This window comes from Streptomyces sp. NPDC001450, from assembly GCF_053597295.1.
The window spans coordinates 61,223-79,996 of the sequence record NZ_JBSFHY010000020.1; the positions used below are offsets into that span (position 1 = coordinate 61,223).

17 protein-coding genes and 1 pseudogene are annotated in these 18,774 nt (G+C 69.4%); 13 read left to right on the forward strand and 5 right to left on the reverse strand.

All coding sequences use genetic code 11. The features are described from left to right. Positions 1 to 122: 122 nt before the first annotated feature. The 6 genes and pseudogenes from ACWC5O_RS22790 to ACWC5O_RS22815 all read left to right on the forward strand — a co-directional run bounded on the left by ACWC5O_RS22790 (position 123) and on the right by ACWC5O_RS22815 (position 7,925). Complete coding sequence (locus tag ACWC5O_RS22790; protein WP_450587840.1) at positions 123 to 1,385, forward strand: ABC transporter substrate-binding protein; 1,263 nt, start codon at positions 123 to 125, stop codon at positions 1,383 to 1,385. A gap of 20 nt (positions 1,386 to 1,405) precedes the next feature. Beyond that, a complete protein-coding gene (locus ACWC5O_RS22795; protein ID WP_450587838.1) occupies positions 1,406 to 2,371 on the forward strand; it encodes a carbohydrate ABC transporter permease in 966 nt (321 codons plus the stop codon). Further along, positions 2,368 to 3,234: a carbohydrate ABC transporter permease gene (locus tag ACWC5O_RS22800; RefSeq protein WP_450587836.1), complete on the forward strand. Its 867-nt coding sequence runs from the start codon at positions 2,368 to 2,370 to the stop codon at positions 3,232 to 3,234. The genes ACWC5O_RS22795 and ACWC5O_RS22800 overlap by 4 nt, the downstream gene beginning before the upstream one ends. A gap of 12 nt (positions 3,235 to 3,246) precedes the next feature. Next, a complete protein-coding gene (locus ACWC5O_RS22805; protein ID WP_450587834.1) occupies positions 3,247 to 6,141 on the forward strand; it encodes a glycoside hydrolase family 2 TIM barrel-domain containing protein in 2,895 nt (964 codons plus the stop codon). Between the two features lie 65 nt (positions 6,142 to 6,206). Further along, positions 6,207 to 6,539: pseudogene (locus tag ACWC5O_RS22810) on the forward strand (ABC-2 family transporter protein); the annotation flags it as partial. Positions 6,540 to 6,608: 69 nt separating this feature from the next. Next, positions 6,609 to 7,925, forward strand: coding sequence for a jacalin-like lectin (locus ACWC5O_RS22815; RefSeq protein WP_450587966.1), 1,317 nt, complete (start codon positions 6,609 to 6,611; stop codon positions 7,923 to 7,925). Here the strand turns inward: ACWC5O_RS22815 and ACWC5O_RS22820 are convergent. Then, a complete protein-coding gene (locus tag ACWC5O_RS22820) occupies positions 7,918 to 8,316 on the reverse strand; it encodes an ATP-binding protein (protein WP_450587832.1) in 399 nt (132 codons plus the stop codon). The two genes, ACWC5O_RS22815 and ACWC5O_RS22820, sit on opposite strands and share 8 nt — an antisense overlap. A gap of 115 nt (positions 8,317 to 8,431) precedes the next feature. Between ACWC5O_RS22820 and ACWC5O_RS22825 the strand changes: the two genes are divergently transcribed. The 5 genes from ACWC5O_RS22825 (at position 8,432) to ACWC5O_RS22845 (ending at position 12,371) form a co-directional block, all read left to right on the forward strand. Beyond that, positions 8,432 to 9,277 carry a helix-turn-helix domain-containing protein gene (locus ACWC5O_RS22825; RefSeq protein ID WP_450587830.1) on the forward strand — a complete coding sequence of 282 codons (846 nt, stop codon included), beginning with the start codon at positions 8,432 to 8,434 and terminating at the stop codon, positions 9,275 to 9,277. Then, positions 9,274 to 9,465 carry a DUF397 domain-containing protein gene (locus ACWC5O_RS22830; protein ID WP_450587828.1) on the forward strand — a complete coding sequence of 64 codons (192 nt, stop codon included), beginning with the start codon at positions 9,274 to 9,276 and terminating at the stop codon, positions 9,463 to 9,465. The genes ACWC5O_RS22825 and ACWC5O_RS22830 overlap by 4 nt, the downstream gene beginning before the upstream one ends. 23 nt (positions 9,466 to 9,488) lie before the next feature. Beyond that, positions 9,489 to 11,003, forward strand: a complete 1,515-nt coding sequence (locus ACWC5O_RS22835; protein WP_450587827.1) for a hypothetical protein — start codon at positions 9,489 to 9,491, stop codon at positions 11,001 to 11,003. Between the two features lie 61 nt (positions 11,004 to 11,064). After that, positions 11,065 to 11,658 (forward strand): TetR-like C-terminal domain-containing protein, encoded by a 594-nt coding sequence (locus ACWC5O_RS22840; RefSeq protein ID WP_450587825.1) that lies wholly within the window; start codon positions 11,065 to 11,067, stop codon positions 11,656 to 11,658. Next, complete coding sequence (locus tag ACWC5O_RS22845) at positions 11,655 to 12,371, forward strand: alpha/beta fold hydrolase (protein WP_450587823.1); 717 nt, start codon at positions 11,655 to 11,657, stop codon at positions 12,369 to 12,371. The genes ACWC5O_RS22840 and ACWC5O_RS22845 overlap by 4 nt, the downstream gene beginning before the upstream one ends. Here ACWC5O_RS22845 and ACWC5O_RS22850 read toward each other — a convergent pair. Then, on the reverse strand, positions 12,305 to 13,141 hold the full coding sequence (locus ACWC5O_RS22850) for an isocitrate lyase/PEP mutase family protein (protein ID WP_450587821.1): 837 nt from the start codon (positions 13,139 to 13,141) through the stop codon (positions 12,305 to 12,307). The two genes, ACWC5O_RS22845 and ACWC5O_RS22850, sit on opposite strands and share 67 nt — an antisense overlap. An 89-nt stretch (positions 13,142 to 13,230) precedes the next feature. Then, positions 13,231 to 13,599, reverse strand: coding sequence for a VOC family protein (locus tag ACWC5O_RS22855; protein ID WP_450587820.1), 369 nt, complete (start codon positions 13,597 to 13,599; stop codon positions 13,231 to 13,233). Between the two features lie 412 nt (positions 13,600 to 14,011). Between ACWC5O_RS22855 and ACWC5O_RS22860 the strand changes: the two genes are divergently transcribed. After that, positions 14,012 to 14,557, forward strand: a complete 546-nt coding sequence (locus ACWC5O_RS22860) for a hypothetical protein (protein WP_450587819.1) — start codon at positions 14,012 to 14,014, stop codon at positions 14,555 to 14,557. Positions 14,558 to 15,150: 593 nt separating this feature from the next. Next, positions 15,151 to 16,374 (forward strand): branched-chain amino acid ABC transporter substrate-binding protein, encoded by a 1,224-nt coding sequence (locus tag ACWC5O_RS22865; RefSeq protein WP_450587817.1) that lies wholly within the window; start codon positions 15,151 to 15,153, stop codon positions 16,372 to 16,374. A gap of 378 nt (positions 16,375 to 16,752) precedes the next feature. Here ACWC5O_RS22865 and ACWC5O_RS22870 read toward each other — a convergent pair whose 3' ends face one another. Together ACWC5O_RS22870 and ACWC5O_RS22875 are read right to left on the reverse strand one after the other, a co-directional pair. Then, positions 16,753 to 17,103 carry a hypothetical protein gene (locus ACWC5O_RS22870; protein WP_450587815.1) on the reverse strand — a complete coding sequence of 117 codons (351 nt, stop codon included), beginning with the start codon at positions 17,101 to 17,103 and terminating at the stop codon, positions 16,753 to 16,755. A 151-nt stretch (positions 17,104 to 17,254) separates the two neighbouring features. Next, complete coding sequence (locus tag ACWC5O_RS22875; RefSeq protein WP_450587814.1) at positions 17,255 to 18,697, reverse strand: FG-GAP-like repeat-containing protein; 1,443 nt, start codon at positions 18,695 to 18,697, stop codon at positions 17,255 to 17,257. Positions 18,698 to 18,774 lie beyond the last annotated feature (77 nt).

Here is an 18,774-nt window from a genome sequence, read left to right on the forward strand (position 1 = left end):
CTTCGTCCAACCCCTTGCCGAAGCCTTAGCCGAAGATTAACGTCCCGGCACCGCAACGCAATTGAGCCAACTGGCTCACAGGCGTAGAGCCGCAGCAGCACTCGACAGACAAGGACGTCAGCATGTCGGCAATGAGCAGCAACTGGGACCGCCGATCGATATTCCGGGCCGCAGCGGGCCTGGCCGCCGCCGGCACGCTCGCCGCGTGCGGCGGCAACAACGGCCGCGGCGGCAGCTCCGGTTCGGGCAAGAACCTCGTCCAGTACTTCCACGCGTACGGCGAGGCGGGCACCGAGCAGGCCATCAGGCGCTATGCGAAGGCCTACTCGAAGGCCGACGTGACCACGCAGTGGATCACCGGCTCGAACTTCGAGAGCAAGCTGTTCGCGTCGCTGCTCACCGACCAGGCACCGGACCTGTTCGAGTTCCACCCGCAGATCCAGCTCGTCAAGAGCGGGCAGGTGGCGGACCTGACCGACATCATCGATCCGGTCAAGGACGACTTCAACCAGGCCGACATCAAGTCGCACACCGTCGACGGCAAGATCTACGGCGTCCGGATGATCGACGACCCGCAGTTCTTCTTCTACCGCAAGTCCCTGCTGGAGAAGGCGGGCATCCAGCCACCCACCACCCTGGACGAGCTGATCGAGGCGGCTGCCAAGCTCACCACGAGCAAGGTCAAGGGCCTCTTCCTCGGCAACGACCTGCACGCGGTGATCAACCCGCTGATCTGGTCGGCCGGCGCGGACACCCTCGACGACAAGAACCGGATCGCCTACCACACGGACGGCGTGGTCGAGGGTCTGAAGAAGATGCGGGGGCTCTTCACCAGCGGCAACCTCCTGCTCGACGCCCCGGCCGACTTCTGGGACCCGTCCGCGCTCAACCAGGGGCTGTGCGCGATCCAGTTCTGTGGCATGTGGGCCATGCCGCAGTTCCAGCAGACCCTCGGCGACGACCTCGGCATCATGCCGTTCCCGAAGGTCACCGACGCGGGCAAGCCGTCCGTCTACAACGGCGGCTGGTCGATGTTCGTCAACGCCAAGGGCAAGAACGTCGAGGCGGCCAAGGAGTACGTGAAGTGGCTGTGGATCGACCAGAAGAAGTACCAGGAGGACTGGGCGACCTCGTACGGCTTCCACATCCCGCCGCGCACCTCCATCGCGCAGTCGGCGAGCAAGCTGAAGTCGGGCCTGCCGGCCGAGGGCGTGAAGCTGTTCGACGAGTACGGGCACTTCGACAACATCGGCTGGACCCAGGCGATGATCACCGCCACGGAGAACGTCTTCGCCGACTGCGTCCGCAAGGGCGGTGACCCTCAGGCCGCGCTCGACAAGTGCGACAAGACGGTGAACGCCGAGCTGAAGAAGCTGTTCGGATAGGCCGCCGGACGGATCACGACATGTCGACGACCACCACGCGCGGTCTCGCGAGCCCCGCCCCGGCCGAGGTCACCAGGACCCGGCCGCGGCGGGGGCTGCGCGGCAGCCGCACCTTCAACTTCTGGCTCTTCACCAGCCCGTTCCTGGTCGGGCTGATCCTCTTCGTCTACATCCCCATCGTCTGGAGCGCCTACCTCAGCTTCTTCGAGGCCCGCTTCACCGTCACGCCCAGCGACTTCGTCGGCCTGGACAACTACCGGGACATCTTCTCGGACAGCCAGTTCACCGGCTCGCTGGTCACCTTCACCGTCTTCGCCGCCTTCATCGTGCCCACCACCTGGGCGGTCTCCCTGGGCCTCGCCCTGCTGGTGAACCGCCTGAAGTTCATGCGGGCGTTCTACCGGTCGGTGTTCTTCCTGCCGACCGCGTGCAGCTATGTCGCGGCCTCCCTGATCTGGAAGATGTCCCTCTTCAACGGCGTGCGCTTCGGCCTGGCGAACACCGTCATCGGCTGGTTCGGCATCGAAAACGTCGCCTGGCTCGCCAACCCGGACCCGCCCTGGTACTGGCTGGTCATCGTCACCGCCCGGCTGTGGCTGCAGTCCGGCTTCTACATGATCCTGTTCCTGGCCGCGCTGCAGAACATCCCGCAGGAGCTGTACGAGGCCGCCGCCATCGACGGCGCCAAACCCGGCTGGCAGACCTTCCGGTACATCACGCTGCCGCAGCTGCGGGCCACCTCCACGGCCGTGGTCCTGCTGCTGCTCGTCGCCGCCTACCAGGCCTTCGACGAGTTCTTCAACCTGCTGTCCAAGACGACCTGGGGCCGCCCGCCGCTCGTCGACCTGTACTACACCGCCCTCGGCCAGGACCAGAACTACGGCAAGGGCAGCGCCGGCGCCATGGTGCTGACCGTGCTGATCTGCGTCGTCACCCTGTTCCAGGGCAAGATCATGGGATTCGGAAGGGGTGACGAGTCCAGGTGACCACCACCGTGCCCGAGACCCGCAAACGCGTAAGGCGCGGCGGCGTGATGAGCTCCACCGGCCTGTACATCGCCACCAGCGTCGCCGCCCTGCTGTTCCTCATCCCCTTCTACCTGCTGGTCCGCAACGCCCTCTCCACGGACCCCGAGATCACCGGCGAGAACTGGAAGTTCTTCCCCACCCACCTCCAATGGGGCAACATCACCGAGCCGTTCGACGACCCCACGGTCGACTTCGGCCAGTCGATGTGGAACTCGCTGGTCGTCGGCATCCTGCACACGGTCGGCACGCTGCTCGTGTGCTCCCTGGCGGGCTACGCCCTGGCCCGCATCCCCTACCGGCACGCCAACAAGATCTTCTACGGCGTCCTGGTGACCCTGATGGTCCCCACGGCCGTCACCTTCGTCCCCAGCTTCGTCCTCGTTTCGTCCCTCGGCTGGGTCGACAGCTACCGCGGCCTCATCGTCCCGGGCCTCTTCAGCGGTTTCACCTGCTTCCTGTTCCGGCAGTACTTCCTCGGGTTCCCGAAGGAGCTGGAGGAGGCGGCGCGCGTGGACGGACTCGGCTACTGGGGAGCGTACTGGCGTGTCGTGGTGCCGAACTCGCTGAACTTCTTCGCGGCGATCGCCACGATCACCTTCATCAACGGCTGGAACTCCTTCCTGTGGCCGCTGGTCATCGGCCAGGACCCGAGCGCCTGGACGGTCCAGGTCGCGCTGTCGTCGTACATGACCAACCAGACCGTCAACTACCACCTGATCTTCATGGCGACCGCCATTTCCATCCTGCCCCTGCTGTTCGTCTTCCTCTTCCTCCAGCGCTGGCTGGTCCAGGGAATCGCGCAGACCGGCATCAAGGGCTGAGCTAGGAGACCGATGTCCCTCCGCACCACCACCGACTACGTCGAGGACGTCTCGCCGGGATCCGGGGCGCTGCCGCCCCGGGCCTGGTACGCGTCCTCGGACGCCACGTCCCTCTCGCTGAACGGCAGCTGGCGCTTCCGGCTGTCGGACACGGCCGACGCCGAGGACGACTCCTTCGCGCAGGAGGGGTACGACGCCGATGGCTGGGCGGAGGTGTCGGTCCCCGGCCACTGGGTCCTCCAGGGACACGGCTCCCCCATCTACACCAACCATCTCTACCCGTTCCCGGTCGACCCGCCCCGCGTCCCGACCGAGAACCCGACCGGCGACCACCTGCGCGTCTTCGACCTGCCGGCCCACTGGCCGGCCGACGGCGGAGCCGTGCTGCGATTCGACGGTGTGGAGTCCTGCGCCCGGGTCTGGCTCAACGGCACGGACATCGGCGAGTTCAAGGGCTCCCGGCTGCCGCACGAGTTCGCGGTCGGCCATCTGCTGAAGACCGAGGGCAACGTTCTGGCGGTCCGCGTCCACCAGTGGTCGGCGGGCTCGTACCTGGAGGACCAGGACCAGTGGTGGCTGCCCGGCATCTTCCGTGACGTCACGCTGCTGCACCGCCCGTCCGGCAGCGCCCTCGACTTCTTCGTGCACGCCTCCTACGACCACGTGACCGGCACCGGCACGCTGCGCGTCGACTCCGACGTGGACGGCCGGGTGACCGTCCCCGGCCTCGGCATCGACACCGCGACCGGCGAGCCGGTGACGGTGCCGGTCGAACCGTGGACGGCGGAGCGCCCGAGGCTCTACGACGGCGTGCTGGCCACCGAGGGCGAGCGGGTGCCGCTGCGCATCGGCTTCCGCACGGTGGAACTGTCGGACGGCCTGATCAAGGTCAACGGCAGGGCGGTGCTCTTCAAGGGCGTCAACCGGCACGAGTGGCACCCGGAGAAGGGGCGCGCGCTCGACCTGGAGACCATGCGGGAGGACGTGCTGCTGATGAAGCGGCACAACATCAACGCCGTCCGCACCTCCCACTACCCGCCGCACCCCGCCTTCCTCGACCTGTGCGACGAGTACGGCCTGTGGGTGATCGACGAGTGCGACCTGGAGACCCACGGCTTCACCGAGCAGGCCTGGCGGGACAACCCCGTCGACGACGACCACTGGACCCCGGCCCTGCTCGACCGCGCCGCCCGCATGGTCGAGCGGGACAAGAACCACCCCTCGGTCGTCATCTGGTCCCTCGGCAACGAGGCCGGCACCGGCCGCGGCCTGACCGCCATGGCCGAGTGGATCCGCGGCCGTGACTCCTCGCGCCTCGTGCACTACGAGGGCGATCTCAACTGCCGTGACACGGACATGTACTCGCGGATGTACGCCGACCACGCCGAGGTCGAACGGATCGGCCGCGGTCTGGACGGTGGCACCCACAGGCGCCGCGAACTCCCCTTCATCCTCTGCGAGTACGCGCACGCCATGGGCAACGGCCCCGGCGGACTCGCCGACTACCAACGGCTCTTCGAGTCGTACGACCGGCTCCAGGGCGGCTTCGTCTGGGAGTGGATCGACCACGGCATCAAGGACGAGCGGTACGGCTACGCGTACGGCGGCGACTTCGGCGAGGAACTGCACGACGGCAACTTCGTCTGCGACGGCCTGCTCTTCCCGGACCGGCAGCCCTCCCCCGGCCTGGTCGAGTTCAAGAAGGTGATCGAACCGGTCGTCATCGAGGGCGACGCCGGCGGCGACGCCGTCCGCGTCACCAACACGTACGACTTCGCCGACCTGTCCGCGCTGGCGTTCACGTGGTCGTACCAGGTGGAGGGCGAGACGGTCGGCTCCGGCGCCCTGCCGGTGCCCGCGCTGGCGCCCGGCGAGTCGGCCGAGGTGAAGCTGCCCGAGCCGCCGGCCGCCGCCGCGGCGGGCGAGGCCCACTGGACGGTGCGGGCGGTGCTCGCCGCCGACACCCCCTGGGCGCCGCGGGACCATGTCGTCGCCTGGGGCCAGTTGGCCGTGTCCGCGCGCCAGGCGCCGTCGGTCGCGGCGACCGACGGTCCGGTGCTCGGCGACGGCCTGATCACCCTCGGCCCGGCCTCCTTCGACGCCCGCACCGGCGCGCTCAGGACGGTCGGCGGGGTGGATGTCACCGGGCTGCGCCTGGACGTGTGGCGGGCGACGACCGACAACGACGACGGCGCGGCCTGGCAGACGGACATCCGCCACGGCCTGCTGTGGCGCAAGCTCGGCCTGCACCGGATGCGGCACCGCCTCGACGCGGTGGAACTGGGCGACGACGCGCTGACGGTCCGCACCCGGGTGGCGCCCGCGGCCCGGGAGGTCGGGCTGTCGACGGTGTACCGCTGGACGTCGGACGGAAATCGTCTGCGGCTGACCGTGTCCGTGACACCGGAGGGCGACTGGACCGTGCCGCTGCCACGGCTCGGCATCCGCTTCGGACTGTCCGCGGCCGACCGTGTGCGGTGGTACGGCGGCGGCCCCGGTGAGGCGTATCCGGACAGCAGGACGGCGTCCGCGGTCGGCCGCTGGGAGTCGAGCGTGGACGACCTGCAGACGCCGTACGTCCGTCCGCAGGAGAACGGCGCCCGGGCCGACGTCCGCTGGGCGGAGATCGGCGGCCTGCGCGTCGAGGGCGACCCGGAGTTCTTCTTCACCGCCCGCCGCTGGACCACCGAGCAACTGGACGCGGCGGCCCACCGCACCGACCTCACCCCGGGCACTGCGTCCGACAGCGGCTCCGCCGCGGGCGTGTGGGTCAACCTCGACCACGGCCAGCACGGCCTCGGCTCCCAGTCCTGCGGCCCCGGCCCGCTGCCCCAGTACTACCTGCGTGCCGAGCCCGCGGAGTTCTCGTTCGTCCTCTCCGAGACTCCCTCCTCGCAGACCAGTTGACCGTCAGGGTCCTGACGCGACCGTGGCCGGCCGGCGGCTGTCCGCCCGGCCGGCCGCGGTCGTGCCTGGAGGCGGCCCTGTTCACCGCGGTAGCCTCCGCCTCGCTGCGCTTCCCGGCCGCGGACTACTGGGGCCGCCGGCTGGAGGAGCTGCTCGGCACGTTCGGCAGCTACCCGCTGAACGTGCTGCCGAAGGCGGTGGGCGGCTTCCTCACGTACGGCCTTCCGCTCGCGTTCGTCGCCTACTTCCCGGCCGCGGTCCTGACGGGCCACGGCCACACGACCGGCGCACCGTACTGGCTGGCGGCGGCCTCGCCGCTGCTGGGGCTGGTCGCGTACCTGCTCTCCCGGCTGCTGTGGCGGTGGGGCCTCGGGCACTACACGGGGGTGAACGGATAATGTTGAACAGTTTTCTCAACTATCCTTCAAAATCCCCACGTTGGCATGAACATGGTCCCCATGCGACCCATGAGAAGACTCCTCACCGCCCTCGCGGCGGGCGCCCTGACCCTCGCCGGACTCACCGCCTCCACCGGCACCGCCCAGGCCGCGGCCTCCGGCACGTTCAACGTGCTCACGTACAACGTGGCCGGCCTCCCGGAGGGCCTCAGCTCCAGCCATCCGGCCACCAACACCCCGCTGATCTCACCGCGGTTGGCGGGCTACGACATCGTGAACGTCCAGGAGGACTTCAACTACCACGCGGCGCTGTACGCGGGCGACAACCACCCGTACCGCACGGCCACCAGCGGCGGCGCCGGCATCGGCGACGGTCTCAACACCCTCTCGAAGTACCCCTTCGAGGACTTCGAGCGGGTCAAGTGGAACGACTGCACCGGCACCAACTGCCTGACCCCGAAGGGCTTCACCCTGGCCCGGGTGCGCCTGGCCGAGGGCGTCTTCGTCGACCTGTACAACCTGCACCCCAACGCCGACGACACCGACGACGCCCTCGCCGCCCGCCGTGCCAACATCGCCCAGGTGTCGGCGTTCATCAAGGCCAACTCGGCCGGCAACGCGGTGATCGTCATGGGCGACACCAACACCCGCTACACCCGCGCCGGCGACAACATCCGCACGCTCGTCGACGACAACGGCCTGACCGACGCGTGGGTGCGGCTGATGAAGGGCGGTACGGCTCCCACGCAGGGCGCCGACCCGCTGCTGTGCCCGACGTCGGCTCCGCCCAACGACTGCGAGGTGGTCGACAAGGTCCTCTACCGGAGCAGCGACCTGGTCTCCCTGAACGCGACCCGCTACAACGACGAGTGGGCCAAGTTCCTGGACTCCGGCGGCGGGAACCTTTCCGACCACTTCCCGCACACCGTCGACTTCTCGTACACCCTCAACACCAGGCTCCGCGCGAGCGACTTCTTCGGCGGCCCGCACGGCACGGCCTTCAGCGACGCCGACGACCTGCCCCCGTCTCTCTCGCCCCGCACCCTCACCCTGCGCGGCGACGCCCGCCTGGACGCGGTCTCCCTCACCCACGACGGCGGCACGACCCTCGCCCACGGCGGCACCGGTGGTACGGCGACCTCCCTGACCCTGGCCTCCGGCGAGCACCTCACCTCGGTGAAGCTGACGGAGGGCCAGAAGGACGGCCGTACCCGGATCTTCTCGGCCGCCTTCGGCACCGACAAGGGACGCTCCCTGTCCGCCGGTACGGCGACCACGGACACCGTCACCTTCACCGCGCCGGCCGGCTGGCAGATCGTCGGCTTCACCGGCCGCTCCGGCGACGAGATCGACAAGCTGGGGGTGTTGTACGCACCGATCAGCTGAGTGGGACGTCCGCCCAGACCGTCTTGTACACCCCGTCCGGGCGGAGTTCCACACCCCACTTCTCCGCCAGCGCCTCGACCATCAGCAGCCCGCGCCCACCCTCGTCCGGCTCCCCCTGCGCCCGCACGGGGAGCCGTTCCACGCGCGCGTCCAGCACCTCCACACGCACGACGTCCCCCTCCAGCAGCAGCCGTACCCGGAAGCCGCGCCCTCGGACCCGTCCGTGTCGTACGGCGTTCGCGGCGAGTTCGGCGGCGACGAGGATGACGGTGTCACTCACCTCGCTCCCGCGTGCGAACCCCCACACATTCATCCGGTTGGCGACCAGCAGCCGCGCCTGCCGGGCGCCGTGCGGTGTCGCGCTGAAGAGCTGGGTGAACGTACGTTGCATGCCCCAACCGTCCCGTCGGACACGGGAGTCGACCAGCGACAGAACTCGTACGCTCCACGCTGTACGAGTTCACGCTCTGGACAGTGGCCGTGACGGTCCGTGACCCTTGGTCGACATGACCGACAGCACCATCAGCATCGAGCAGACCACCGACGAGCCCGAACCGTCCGACAGCCTGAAGGCGTTCGGCGCGGCACACAAGGCCTTTCGCAGGCGGGCGGGTTACACGCAGGAGCAGTACGCGCCGCTGGTCCGGTACCAGCCGGGGACCGTCGCCTCGATCGAGCAGGGGAGGAGGTTTCCGCCCCGGGTGTTCGTGGAGCGGGCGGAGGAAGTCCTGGACGCGTTCGGCGTGTTGAAGGGGGTGTACAAGCATGCGACGAGGGAGAAGGGGCTGGCTTCGTGGTTCCGGCAGTGGGCGGAGCTGGAGGAGCAGGGGATCAGTCTGTACACGTGGGAGAACCGGTTTGTTCCGGGGCTGATGCAGACAGAGGCATACGCGCGGACGCTGTTCAATGAGCGAATCCCGATGTTCAGCGACTCGGAGATCGAGGCCCAGGTGTCGGCCCGACTGGAGCGTCAGTCGCTGCTCAAGGACCGCCCCAACACGTTGTTCAGCTTCATCGTCGAAGAGCATGTGCTCCAGCGGCTCACCGGCGGGGCGGACGTCATGCGCGAGCAGATCGAGCACATCCTGGAGGCGACAGAACCGCGCAACGTGGAGTTCCAGGTGATGCCGATGTCCCGCGGGTTCCACGCCGGCCTGAACGGCCCCGTCCAACTGCTGGAGTCCGCCGAGAACGAGTGGTTCGCCTACTCCGAGGGGCAGGAAAACGGCCAGTTCATCGTCAAGCCGAACACGATCAGTGTGCTCCACATGCGGTATGCGAAACTTCGCTCACAGGCTCTGCCCCCGCAGGACACCCGGAGCCTGTTGGAGCGGATGCGAGGAGCGCTATGAGCACCACGGAACTTACCTGGTTCAAGAGCAGCTACAGCGGCGACAGCTCTGGTGACTGCATCGAAGTGGCCGCCGCCCCCACCACCATCCACGTCCGCGACTCCAAGAACACCACCGGCCCCCAGCTCGCCCTCACCCCGGCCACCTGGACGGAGTTCGTGGCGTTCGCCGCCCGCGACCGCGGGTGAGGCCGGAACCCTTCAACCGTCGGGTGCGTCTGGTCGTCGAAGTACGCGACGACCGTGACGAACTGGAGCTGGCGGAAAGCGTGTTCGCCGCTCAGGGCTGGCGGGTACGCCCGGCGCGGGACGGCGACGCGGTCAGCGCGGACGACGGATACTCCGCGCTGATCGTCGAAGTCCCGCTCCGGGGCTCCCGCCTGACCGCCAGGTCGATGGCCTGCGAGCAGGTGACGACACTCGCCGCCCGGCGGAAGCTGGACGTCTGGGTACGCGAGGCCAAGCTCGTACGTCCCAAGCCCGCCGAGCCGAACACGACGTACCACGTCCATCACAAGGTGCCGGACGGCGCGAGCCCCGCTCTGCGGTGGCTCGCCGAGCACTGGATAGCCGTCGGCGGGTGGGACGTACGCCATACGCTGCATCTGCGCGGCGAGTACACCGAAGAGCAACGCGACCGCGCACTGGCCGAGTTGAGCGGGCGCAATCTCGGCGGCGCACCGTTCGACCCCGATGCGCACGACATCCGTCGGGCGATCGGTCCCCGGCCCCGCGACGGATCGACGGATCGACACCGTAAGGCGCTGCAGTTCGCCGTCATCGGTGTGGTCGTACTCGTCAGTCTCGCGTGCGGCATCGTCCTTGGGGCGTCGGCCACACCCTGGCGGTTCCTGGCGCTGGCCTGGCCGCTCGGTATGTGCTGGCCGGTGGGCACGTGGGTGTCCGCCAACGAGCCCCGGCCGTGGCTCGTCCGGCTCGGGATCGGCGTGGCCCTGGTCTGGAGCCTGACCGCCATCGGGTTCATCTGGGGGGACTCGCAGCCGGCGGGACTGTCCAGACAGTTCGCCGGGTTCCTCCTCACGCTGCTCATCGGCTTCACGGTCTTCGGCCTGTGGTACGCCCTGAGCGAGTCCTGGTTCAGCCGCAACATGCAGTGGTTCCTGCCCGTACTCGCGGCCCCGTTGCCGTTCGTGCTGCCGTGGGCCGGGTCGTATCTGCACTCCCTGTACCTGGAGGAGCGCTTCGGGATCCCGGCCGACTCGGTGCATGTGGCCTTCTACTGGCAGTACGCCGTGGCGCTGCGGCCGCTCGGGCTGGCCGTGGCGTGTTCGCTGGTGCTGGTCGCGATGGGCGGCTGGGCCCGTCACTTCAACCTCCAGACGGGGAGGAGCGGGCTCGTCCGATGGGTCCTGCCGTTGATGGTGCTGGTCGCGGTCCTGTCCGTGGCGATCGAGGCGCTGACCGGTGTGGACCAGGCCGCCGACAGAGCGATCGCGGACGCCACCGCCGGGAAGCGCTACCCGGCCGCGTACTTCGGCATCCGGGGCGAACTCGTCTGCGTCGAGCCGCTCAATCCGAGGATTCCCGTCATCAACGGTCCGGTACCGACGACCCACCCGGTTCTCGTCTTCCAGGCGAGCGGTGACACCGTCTGGCTCTGGGACCCGGACCCGGCCCGAGGCGAGGACACGTCCCGCCATGCGCTGCGCGTGAGGGCGGAGGACGTGCAGTTGGCCGCCGCCACCGGCAGGCGCTGCAGCGCCTGAGTGACACCCTGAACCTAGATACCCTAGGATTCTCCCTAGGTGACCAAGGAGGAGGTGTCCGATGGCCCGTGCGGGACTCACCGTCGACCGGCTGGTCGCGGCCGCCGCCGACCTCGCCGACGAGGTGGGCTTCGAGAGTGTCAGCCTGTCCGCGCTGGCCCGGCACTTCGGGGTGAAGGACGCGAGTCTGTACTCGCACGTCCGCAACCTGAACGACCTGCGCACCCGTCTCGCCCTGCACGCGGGCGGCGAGCTGATCGACCGGATCGCGGTGGCCGTGGCGGGCCGGGCCGGGAAGGACGCCTTGGCCGCGTTCGCGGGCGCGTACCGGGCGTACGCGCTCGACCACCCGGGCCGGTACGCGGCCACCCAGATCCGCATCGACCAGGCCCTGATCGCCGACTCCCCCGCGATGCGCCGCACGGCCGAGATCACCTACGGCATGCTCCGCGCCTACGGCCTGGACGAGCCGGATCTGACGGACGCGGTACGTCTGCTGCGCAGCACCTTCCACGGCTACTGCGCCCTGGAGTCCGCGGGCGGCTTCGGCGCGGCCCGGGACGTCCAGGCCTCCTGGGACAAGGCGGTCGATGCCCTGCACCTCGCCCTCACGCACTGGCCCCGGGAGAAGAGGAACGGAGAAGAGGAACGATGACTTGGCCCCTGTCCTACGACGTCACGGGCAGCGGTCCCGTCCTCCTGGTCGTGCCGGGCGGTGCCGGGCACCCCATGGGGCTCGGCCCGCTCACCGATCGGCTGGCGCAGCGCTTCACCGTGGTGACGTACGACCCGCTGGGCCTCGCCCACGGCCGCCTCGGCCTGCCGGTCCCGGACCAGCGCCCGGCGGACTGGAGCGAGGGGGCGCACCGGGTGCTGGAGGCAGTCCTGCCCCCGGACGAGCAGGCCTACGTGTTCGGGACCAGCTCCGGCGGCATCGCCGTCCTCGACCTGCTCGCCCGGCACCCGCGGCGCCTGGCGCACGTGGTGGCGCACGAGCCGCCGTGTGTGACGGTGCTGCCGGACGGCCGGGAGCGGCGGGAGGAGCTGATCGGCGCGCTGGAAGGTCCCGGACGGTTGCCCGCCGAGGGTGCTGACGCAACCCCGATGGGCGTCTTCCTCACCCACGTCCTACGCCCGTTCAGCACCTACGTCCCCTCCCCCACCACCCCGGAACACCGCCTCACCCTCGGAGTCGGCGCCGACTCGCGCGGCCAACTCCTCAGCGATACGGCAGAGTTGCTTGCCACCCGACTCGGCAGCCGCTTGGTGGAGTTCCCGGGCGGGCATCTCGGCACCCTGGATCACCCCGTGGAGTTCGCCGACGCCCTCGCCGACATACTCCTCTCCAGTGCGCGCACCTCGTCGTAGGACGGTGTCGTACCGCCCGGTACGCGCCCGGACGCGATGTCGGCCACCGCATCCAGGGCGGCGCCCAGCGCCCGCCGGTAGAGCAGCGAGCCGAGGCTGACGCGGCGAACGCCGAGGTCGGCGAGCTGGGGCACGGTGGGTCCGGCGGGCGAGTAGAGAACGTTGAGCGGGGCGTCGACGCGGCGGACGACGTCCGCGATCCGGCCCGGGTCGGTCAGACCGGGCACGAACACCCCGTCGGCGCCCGCCTGTTGGTACGCGTCGAGGCGGCGCAAGGTGTCCGTCTCGACCCCGTTGCCGTCGCCGTCGCCATCGCCCAGCCAGTACGTGTCCGTGCGGGCGTTGACGAACAGGCCGGGCACGGCGGCCTTCACCGCGGCGATCTTCGCGGCGTGCCGGGCGGTCGGCCCGAGCCCGTCCTCCAGGTTGATGCCGACGGCTCCGACGGCCCACAACTGGTTTGCCAGCTCGGCGACTTCGCCGGGATCGTCGGAGAATCCGTCCTCGGCGTCGACGGAGAGCAGATAGGGCTCCGAGCCGAGGGTGAGGGCGAGGCGCAGGGTCTGTTCTCGCGTCGCGGCCTGGCCGTCGGGCAGTCCGACGGCCGCCGCCACGGCGAGACTGGTCGTGCCGATCGCGGAGAACCCGCGGGCCGCGAGGACGGCGGCCGAGGCGTGGTCCCAGGCGTTGGGCAGGAGCAGGGGCTCGCCGGGGCGGTGGTGGAGTCCGGCGAAGGATGTCACGGCAGGCGCTGCGGTCTCTGCGGTCATACGCCCACGCTAGGGGCGGAACGTTTCGGCCCCGGCCGAACTGTGCACACCGGCCGACGTCCAGGTCCTCCGCCCCGCCACCCCAAGTCCTACGCCCCGCGCTCGGCCTCGCTGCGCTCCACGCAGAACTCGTTGCCCTCGGGGTCGGCGAGGAGCGCCCAGCCGGTGCCGTCGGGCTTGCGGTGGTCGTCGACCAGGGTGGCACCGAGGGCGAGCAGCCGCTCGACCTCCTCGTCACGGGTGCGGTCCTGCGGCTGGAGGTCCAAGTGGACGCGATTCTTGACGGTCTTGGGTTCCGGCACGGTCACGAAGAGGAGGCCGGCGGCCTCGATCAGAGCCTCCGGATCCCCCGGGTTGTCGTCCTCGTGCAGGGTCTGGCCCAGGGCCTGGGCCCAGAAGCTGCCGAGGGCGTAGGCGTCGGCGCAGTCGATCGTCACGTGCCGGATCTTGGAAGTCATGCCCCGGATTCTGGTGGGTGCCCCCGGGAATGGGAAACGAGTTCGGCAAATTCGCGGCCTGGCGGCCACCCACGGGCATGACATCTGCACGACGCACGACACGTCACCGCCGGGGCGGCGACGACCAGCTCCCCCGAGCTCACCGAGTCTTCTGAGTACGGATACTCATGTACTCCCCAGCCCGGAGGGCGGACAGTGGTATTGACCGGACGTGGTGGAAGGAGCACCAGTAGTGCGGCGTCATCCACGAACCAGGACGATCTGGGGCTCATTCTTCGCCGTCCTGGTACTGGCGGCCTCGGCTTGCTCGCCCCAGGACCGAGCCACAAGCCCGAAGACCGTTCGCAAGCTTGCCGGGAGCAGCGGGGCAGCCAAGGCCCGGCAGGCAGAGGAGAAACTTCTCCGGGACGTCGTGCGGGCATACGCCGAGCGGACCCCGCTCACCCTCGGCCTGGTCGTCGTGCGCGATGAATGCTTCGGCGGGACAGCAAGGCAGTGGATCGATTCCAACGGCCACGACCAGTACAAGATCAAATGCTCTCTGTCGGTGACCGCCTACTACGGTGCCGACCGGAAACACTTCGTCTCCGCCCTCGACGGCATCCTCACCGCAGGCGACCGGACCGGATCCGGCATCCCCTTCAACCACAGCTCTGACGGGCAGACCATCCACTACTACCGGCAGCGTGAAAGACAGGAGGCAGAAGTACCCCAGCTATCCAGCGCCTCCCACACCCTGTCCTGGGACCCCGTACGCGACCGGAACCGCTCTTACCTGATGGTCACGGAACCGGACAAGTGCCGGGCGAGCGACCCGCCTGTGATCCGGTGTCTGAGGGAACCGGAATCCGGCACGGTCGCTGCCATCCGCAGCCGGTACGGCACGGTGTTCAGACTCGACCTGGGTCGTTCCGACTACTTCACCGTGTACAAGGACGGCCGGACCAGCAGGAACTGACCACCGATCTCGTGGAGTTAGTCCCCATACCCGCCAAAGGAGCCAGCCTCCCCCCCTCTCCGACCACGACGTGCTGACCTACACCGGCGCCAGCCCGTAGGCGATCTCGTCGGGCCTGCTGCTGCACCGGGCCGGCCAGTGCCCGCCGCATGCGGTGGGGGACCTCGCCCTGACAGTCGAACTCGGCGACGGCCGACAGCCGGACTGCTGCCCATTGGTAGGCGCGAGGGCCTTTCGCGCCGTCGCCGCGCGAGATCCTCTGCCATGCTTCGGCCGGGGCGTGCGTGAACAGGCCGTCGATGCGGGGCAGCCCACGGTGGGGACTTTGGCCGGGCGGCAGCCGCGCCGACCGCCGCGGCGCCACAGTCATCGCCAGGCCGCCATCGACACCCCGGTCGCCCTGCTCCAGTACCGTGCTGCGACCGTCGTCGGGCTCGGGTAGCGGAGCCCTCCGCCTGACCAGCCCATAACAAGAGAATCACATCGGTCCGTCCCTTCTGCTGGTTTCGGCGGACGGCATCTAAGGTCACGCCAGCCGCTGCGCCGGAGGACCCCGGCAATGCGGCATGCGCCTCGAAGGGAAAGGACCGATCGTGCGCAAGCGTTCTCTCATAGCTGTCACCGCCGCGTTCGCCGCTGGAGCACTCTCGCTCACGGCGTGCGGTTCCCGTGACGCAGGATCAGCCGACGACACCTCCGGCGGTTCCACGGTCGTCACCATCGGTTTCGATGCCCCTCTGACCGGAGACCTGTCGGCTCTCGGCATCGGCATGAAGAACTCGGTCGACCTCGCCGTCAACCAGGCCAACAAGAGCAAGGAGGTGCCGGGCGTCACCTTCAAGGTCGTGGCGCTCGACGACCAGGCCCAGCCGTCTTCAGGCCAGCAGAACGCCACCAAGCTCGTCGCCGACAAGAGCGTGCTCGGCGTCGTCGGCCCGCTGAACTCCTCCGTGGCCCAGTCCATGCAGAAGGTCTTCGACACCGCCCAGGTGTCCGAGGTCTCGGTGAACACCAACCCCGCCCTCACCCAGGGTGACAAGTGGGACACGGGGGAGAAGGTCCGGCCGTTCAAGACGTACTTCCGCACCGCGACCACGGACGCCATCCAGGGGCCGTACGCCGCCGAGTACCTGTACAACACCGCCAAGAAGAAGAAGGTCTTCGTCGTCGACGACAAGAAGACCTACGGCGCCGGCCTGGCCGCGACCTTCTCCGCCCACTTCAAGAAGCTCGGCGGCACGGTGGTCGGCAACGACCACGTCAACCCCGACGCCAAGGACTTCTCGGTCATCGCCACCAAGATCAAGAACTCGGGTGCGGACGTCGTCTACTACGGCGGTGAGTACCCGGCGGCCGGCCCGCTCAGCGCACAGGTCAAGAAGGCGGGCGCCGCGATCCCGCTCATCGGCGGCGACGCGATCTACAGCGACGAGTACCTCAAGCTCACCGGCCCGCGCGGCAACGGCGACCTGGCCACCTCGGTCGGTGCGCCCGTCGAGGGCCTGCCCTCCGCGAAGAAGTTCATCGCGGACTACAAGGCGGCCGGGTACAAGGAGGCGTACGGAGCCTACGGCGGCTTCTCCTACGACTCCGCCTGGGCGATCATCCAGGCGGTGAAGGCCGTGGCCAAGGACGGAAAGCTGCCCTCCGATGCCCGCGCCAAGGTCACCGAGGCCCTGCAGAAGGTCTCCTTTGAGGGGGTCATGGGCAAGGTCTCCTTCGACGAGTACGGCGACGCCACCAACAAGCAGCTCACCGTCTACAAGGTCAGGGGCGGTGCCTGGAAGGCCGAGACCACCGGCACGTTCGCCGGCTGACCGGACCCGGTCACTGGGCGAGCCGCGGGCGACATCGGGCGTCTCGCCCTTCCGGGCAGGCGGCGGCCGTTCGCCCGCAACGACACGAGGCCGGGCTGCTCCTCCCCATGCGGGACGGGGCCCGGCCTCACCGGTACCGCGCCCGCGGCCGTCGGGCGCGCCTTCGTCCACGGCGGTACGGCCGGCCTCGACCGCCTTGTCGCTGCTCCGGTACACCTGGGTGGTCATGCCGTGCGGGTGGCTTTTGCCGGTGAGGGTGTACAGGGTCCACTGGGGACCGACGGCGTCGGGCCACCGCTTGCGTGCAGCCTGGCGGGAGATCCCTGTGGCCAGGCCCGGGTCCGCGTAGCTGGCCCCGGCACGGCCGGCGCGGCGGGATCAGGTGATCAGGGTGCGGGTGGCGATGTCTCTCAGCGTTCCGGCCCGCTTGGCGTTGTCCAGGTTCTCGGTAGTGGGCTCGCCGCGCAGCGGTCCGCAGAGCACCACCGGCCGTCGCCCCTCTACCGTCGGCCAGAAGGAATCGGGCACCGGGATGCCCGCACCCAGGTCGAACAGGCTCCCTCTCAACAGCGTTCTGCGCGTCGCTGAGGCGCACGATCTCGCGATCTGCTCGATGCGGCGGGAGGCGGCGTCGATGGCGACGACCCACCGGGGATCGCGCGGGACGGCAGGGGCCTGGAAAACCCCTGCATCGTCCGGAATTTGCTCACCCTGCTGCCGCCGGACCATGCGCGGACCGGCTCGCCTGCGAGTACTCCGCGCGGGACACGGAGCCCGATCACTGCGGTGGACGGCAAGCCGGTGAAACCCCCACCCGCGCCGCCCGCCGAGGCACGGTGGGCAGGGCGGGTGTTGTCGCTCGATTCGGTCGTGTGGGGGGTCAGTCGAGGAGGGTGGTGCCGATGCCGGAGCCGGGTGCGACGTCGTAATCCGTGGGGCCGAAGACGCTGGCGTTGCTGGTGCTCGGTCCGCTGCTGGTGCCGCGCAGCTGCCAGAGGGCGCCGCTGCCCTCGTTGTGGTACGGGTCTTCCTCGGGGGCGGAGACAGCGAGATCGGCTTTGCCGTCGCGGTTGAAGTCGGCGAGGCGGACCTGGGAGCCGAAGACGTCGTTGTTCTCGGCGCTGCCGGGGATACCGGGGGTGTCCTGTGAGTAGCGTGCCGCTCCGGTGGTGGTCAGCCCGCGGGCACTTCCGCGCAGCACCAGTACGTCACCGGCCCTGTTGGCCCGGCCGAAGGACTCGTAGGGTACGCCGATGGCCAGTTCGGCGCGGTGGTCGCCGGTGATGTCGGCGATGGACAGGGCCGCGCCGAAGTTGTCGTCGCTCTCGTTGGAGCCGGGAACGCCGGCGGTGTTCTGGTGGTAGACGTGGCCTGAGGGGGCGAGGCCGCCGTCGATGTCGGGATCGCCGTAGCGGACGGTGACGTAGCCGGCGCCGTGGCTGGGGTCGGCCAGGCCATTGGGGTGGAGGCGGGGGTCGTACAGGCTGATGGCGAGGTCGTCGCGGCCGTCGCCGTTGAGGTCTCCGGCCGCCACGCGGTCTCCGCCGGCGAGCCGGGCCTGGACGGTGAAGGAGTCGGCGTCGGTGGTGCCGGGGTTCTGGCCGTAGACGAGGGTGGTCTTCTGCTGGACGACGGCCAGTTCGTCCTTGCCGTCGCCGGTGAAGTCGCCGGCTGCGAGGTTCCAGCTTCCGGTGAGATCGGGGTCGGTCATGTCAGTCCCGGCTGGGGCTTTGGTGTGGGTGAACGTGCCGGAGTACAGCCGCAGTGATGTCTGGTCGCTGACGGCGATGTCCGGGGCGGAGTCGCCGGTGAAGTCACCCACGGCGATGTCGGCACCGAACAGGCGGGAGGGATACGACGGTCCCGACGGCAGGGTCAGGCCGCTGCGGAACGGGGAGGTGCCGCCCCACAGAACGGTCACCGAGCCGTTTCCCGACGTGCCGGCGGTGCTGTCTCCTTCGCTGCCGACCAGCAGGTCGGCGTACCCGTCGCGGTCCACATCGCCGCTGGCGAGGCTGCTGCCGAAGAAGTCCTGATACCCGGCCGTGCCGGGGATGTTGGGCGAGTTCTGGGTGATGTAGACGCGCTTGCCGGTCAGGCCGTGGGCGGAGCCGAAGGTGAGGAGAACAGCACCGGCGCCTGCCTTGCCGTTGATCGTCTTGCCGGGCATGCCGATGGCCAGGTCCCGGTATCCGTCGCCGTTGAAGTCGTCCGTCAGCCTGGACGGAGCGGCGACGGCACGGTCGGCCGAGACTGCCATCAGACTGCCGGTCAGAGAAGCCGCTACGGCCGCTGCCACGGCGAGACGGACTGAGAGACGCACGAAAACCCCCTGCACAAACGCAAACGCCCGACGGCGCCCGCGAACGAAATCGATGGCCCGCATCCCCGTGCCCCAGC

Excerpts from the sequence above, each read along its gene's own strand:
- ACWC5O_RS22805 (WP_450587834.1), top strand. The coding sequence starts at position 3,247 with ATGTCCCTCCGCACCACCACCGACTACGTCGAGGACGTCTCGCCGGGA.
- ACWC5O_RS22790 (WP_450587840.1), top strand. The coding sequence starts at position 123 with ATGTCGGCAATGAGCAGCAACTGGGACCGCCGATCGATATTCCGGGCC.
- ACWC5O_RS22870 (WP_450587815.1), bottom strand. The coding sequence starts at position 17,103 with ATGGTCCGGCGGCAGCAGGGTGAGCAAATTCCGGACGATGCAGGGGTT.
- ACWC5O_RS22840 (WP_450587825.1), top strand. The coding sequence starts at position 11,065 with ATGGCCCGTGCGGGACTCACCGTCGACCGGCTGGTCGCGGCCGCCGCC.
- ACWC5O_RS22850 (WP_450587821.1), bottom strand. The coding sequence starts at position 13,141 with ATGACCGCAGAGACCGCAGCGCCTGCCGTGACATCCTTCGCCGGACTC.
- ACWC5O_RS22830 (WP_450587828.1), top strand. The coding sequence starts at position 9,274 with ATGAGCACCACGGAACTTACCTGGTTCAAGAGCAGCTACAGCGGCGAC.
- ACWC5O_RS22820 (WP_450587832.1), bottom strand. The coding sequence starts at position 8,316 with ATGCAACGTACGTTCACCCAGCTCTTCAGCGCGACACCGCACGGCGCC.
- ACWC5O_RS22795 (WP_450587838.1), top strand. The coding sequence starts at position 1,406 with ATGTCGACGACCACCACGCGCGGTCTCGCGAGCCCCGCCCCGGCCGAG.
- ACWC5O_RS22825 (WP_450587830.1), top strand. The coding sequence starts at position 8,432 with ATGACCGACAGCACCATCAGCATCGAGCAGACCACCGACGAGCCCGAA.
- ACWC5O_RS22855 (WP_450587820.1), bottom strand. The coding sequence starts at position 13,599 with ATGACTTCCAAGATCCGGCACGTGACGATCGACTGCGCCGACGCCTAC.
- ACWC5O_RS22845 (WP_450587823.1), top strand. The coding sequence starts at position 11,655 with ATGACTTGGCCCCTGTCCTACGACGTCACGGGCAGCGGTCCCGTCCTC.
- ACWC5O_RS22815 (WP_450587966.1), top strand. The coding sequence starts at position 6,609 with ATGAGAAGACTCCTCACCGCCCTCGCGGCGGGCGCCCTGACCCTCGCC.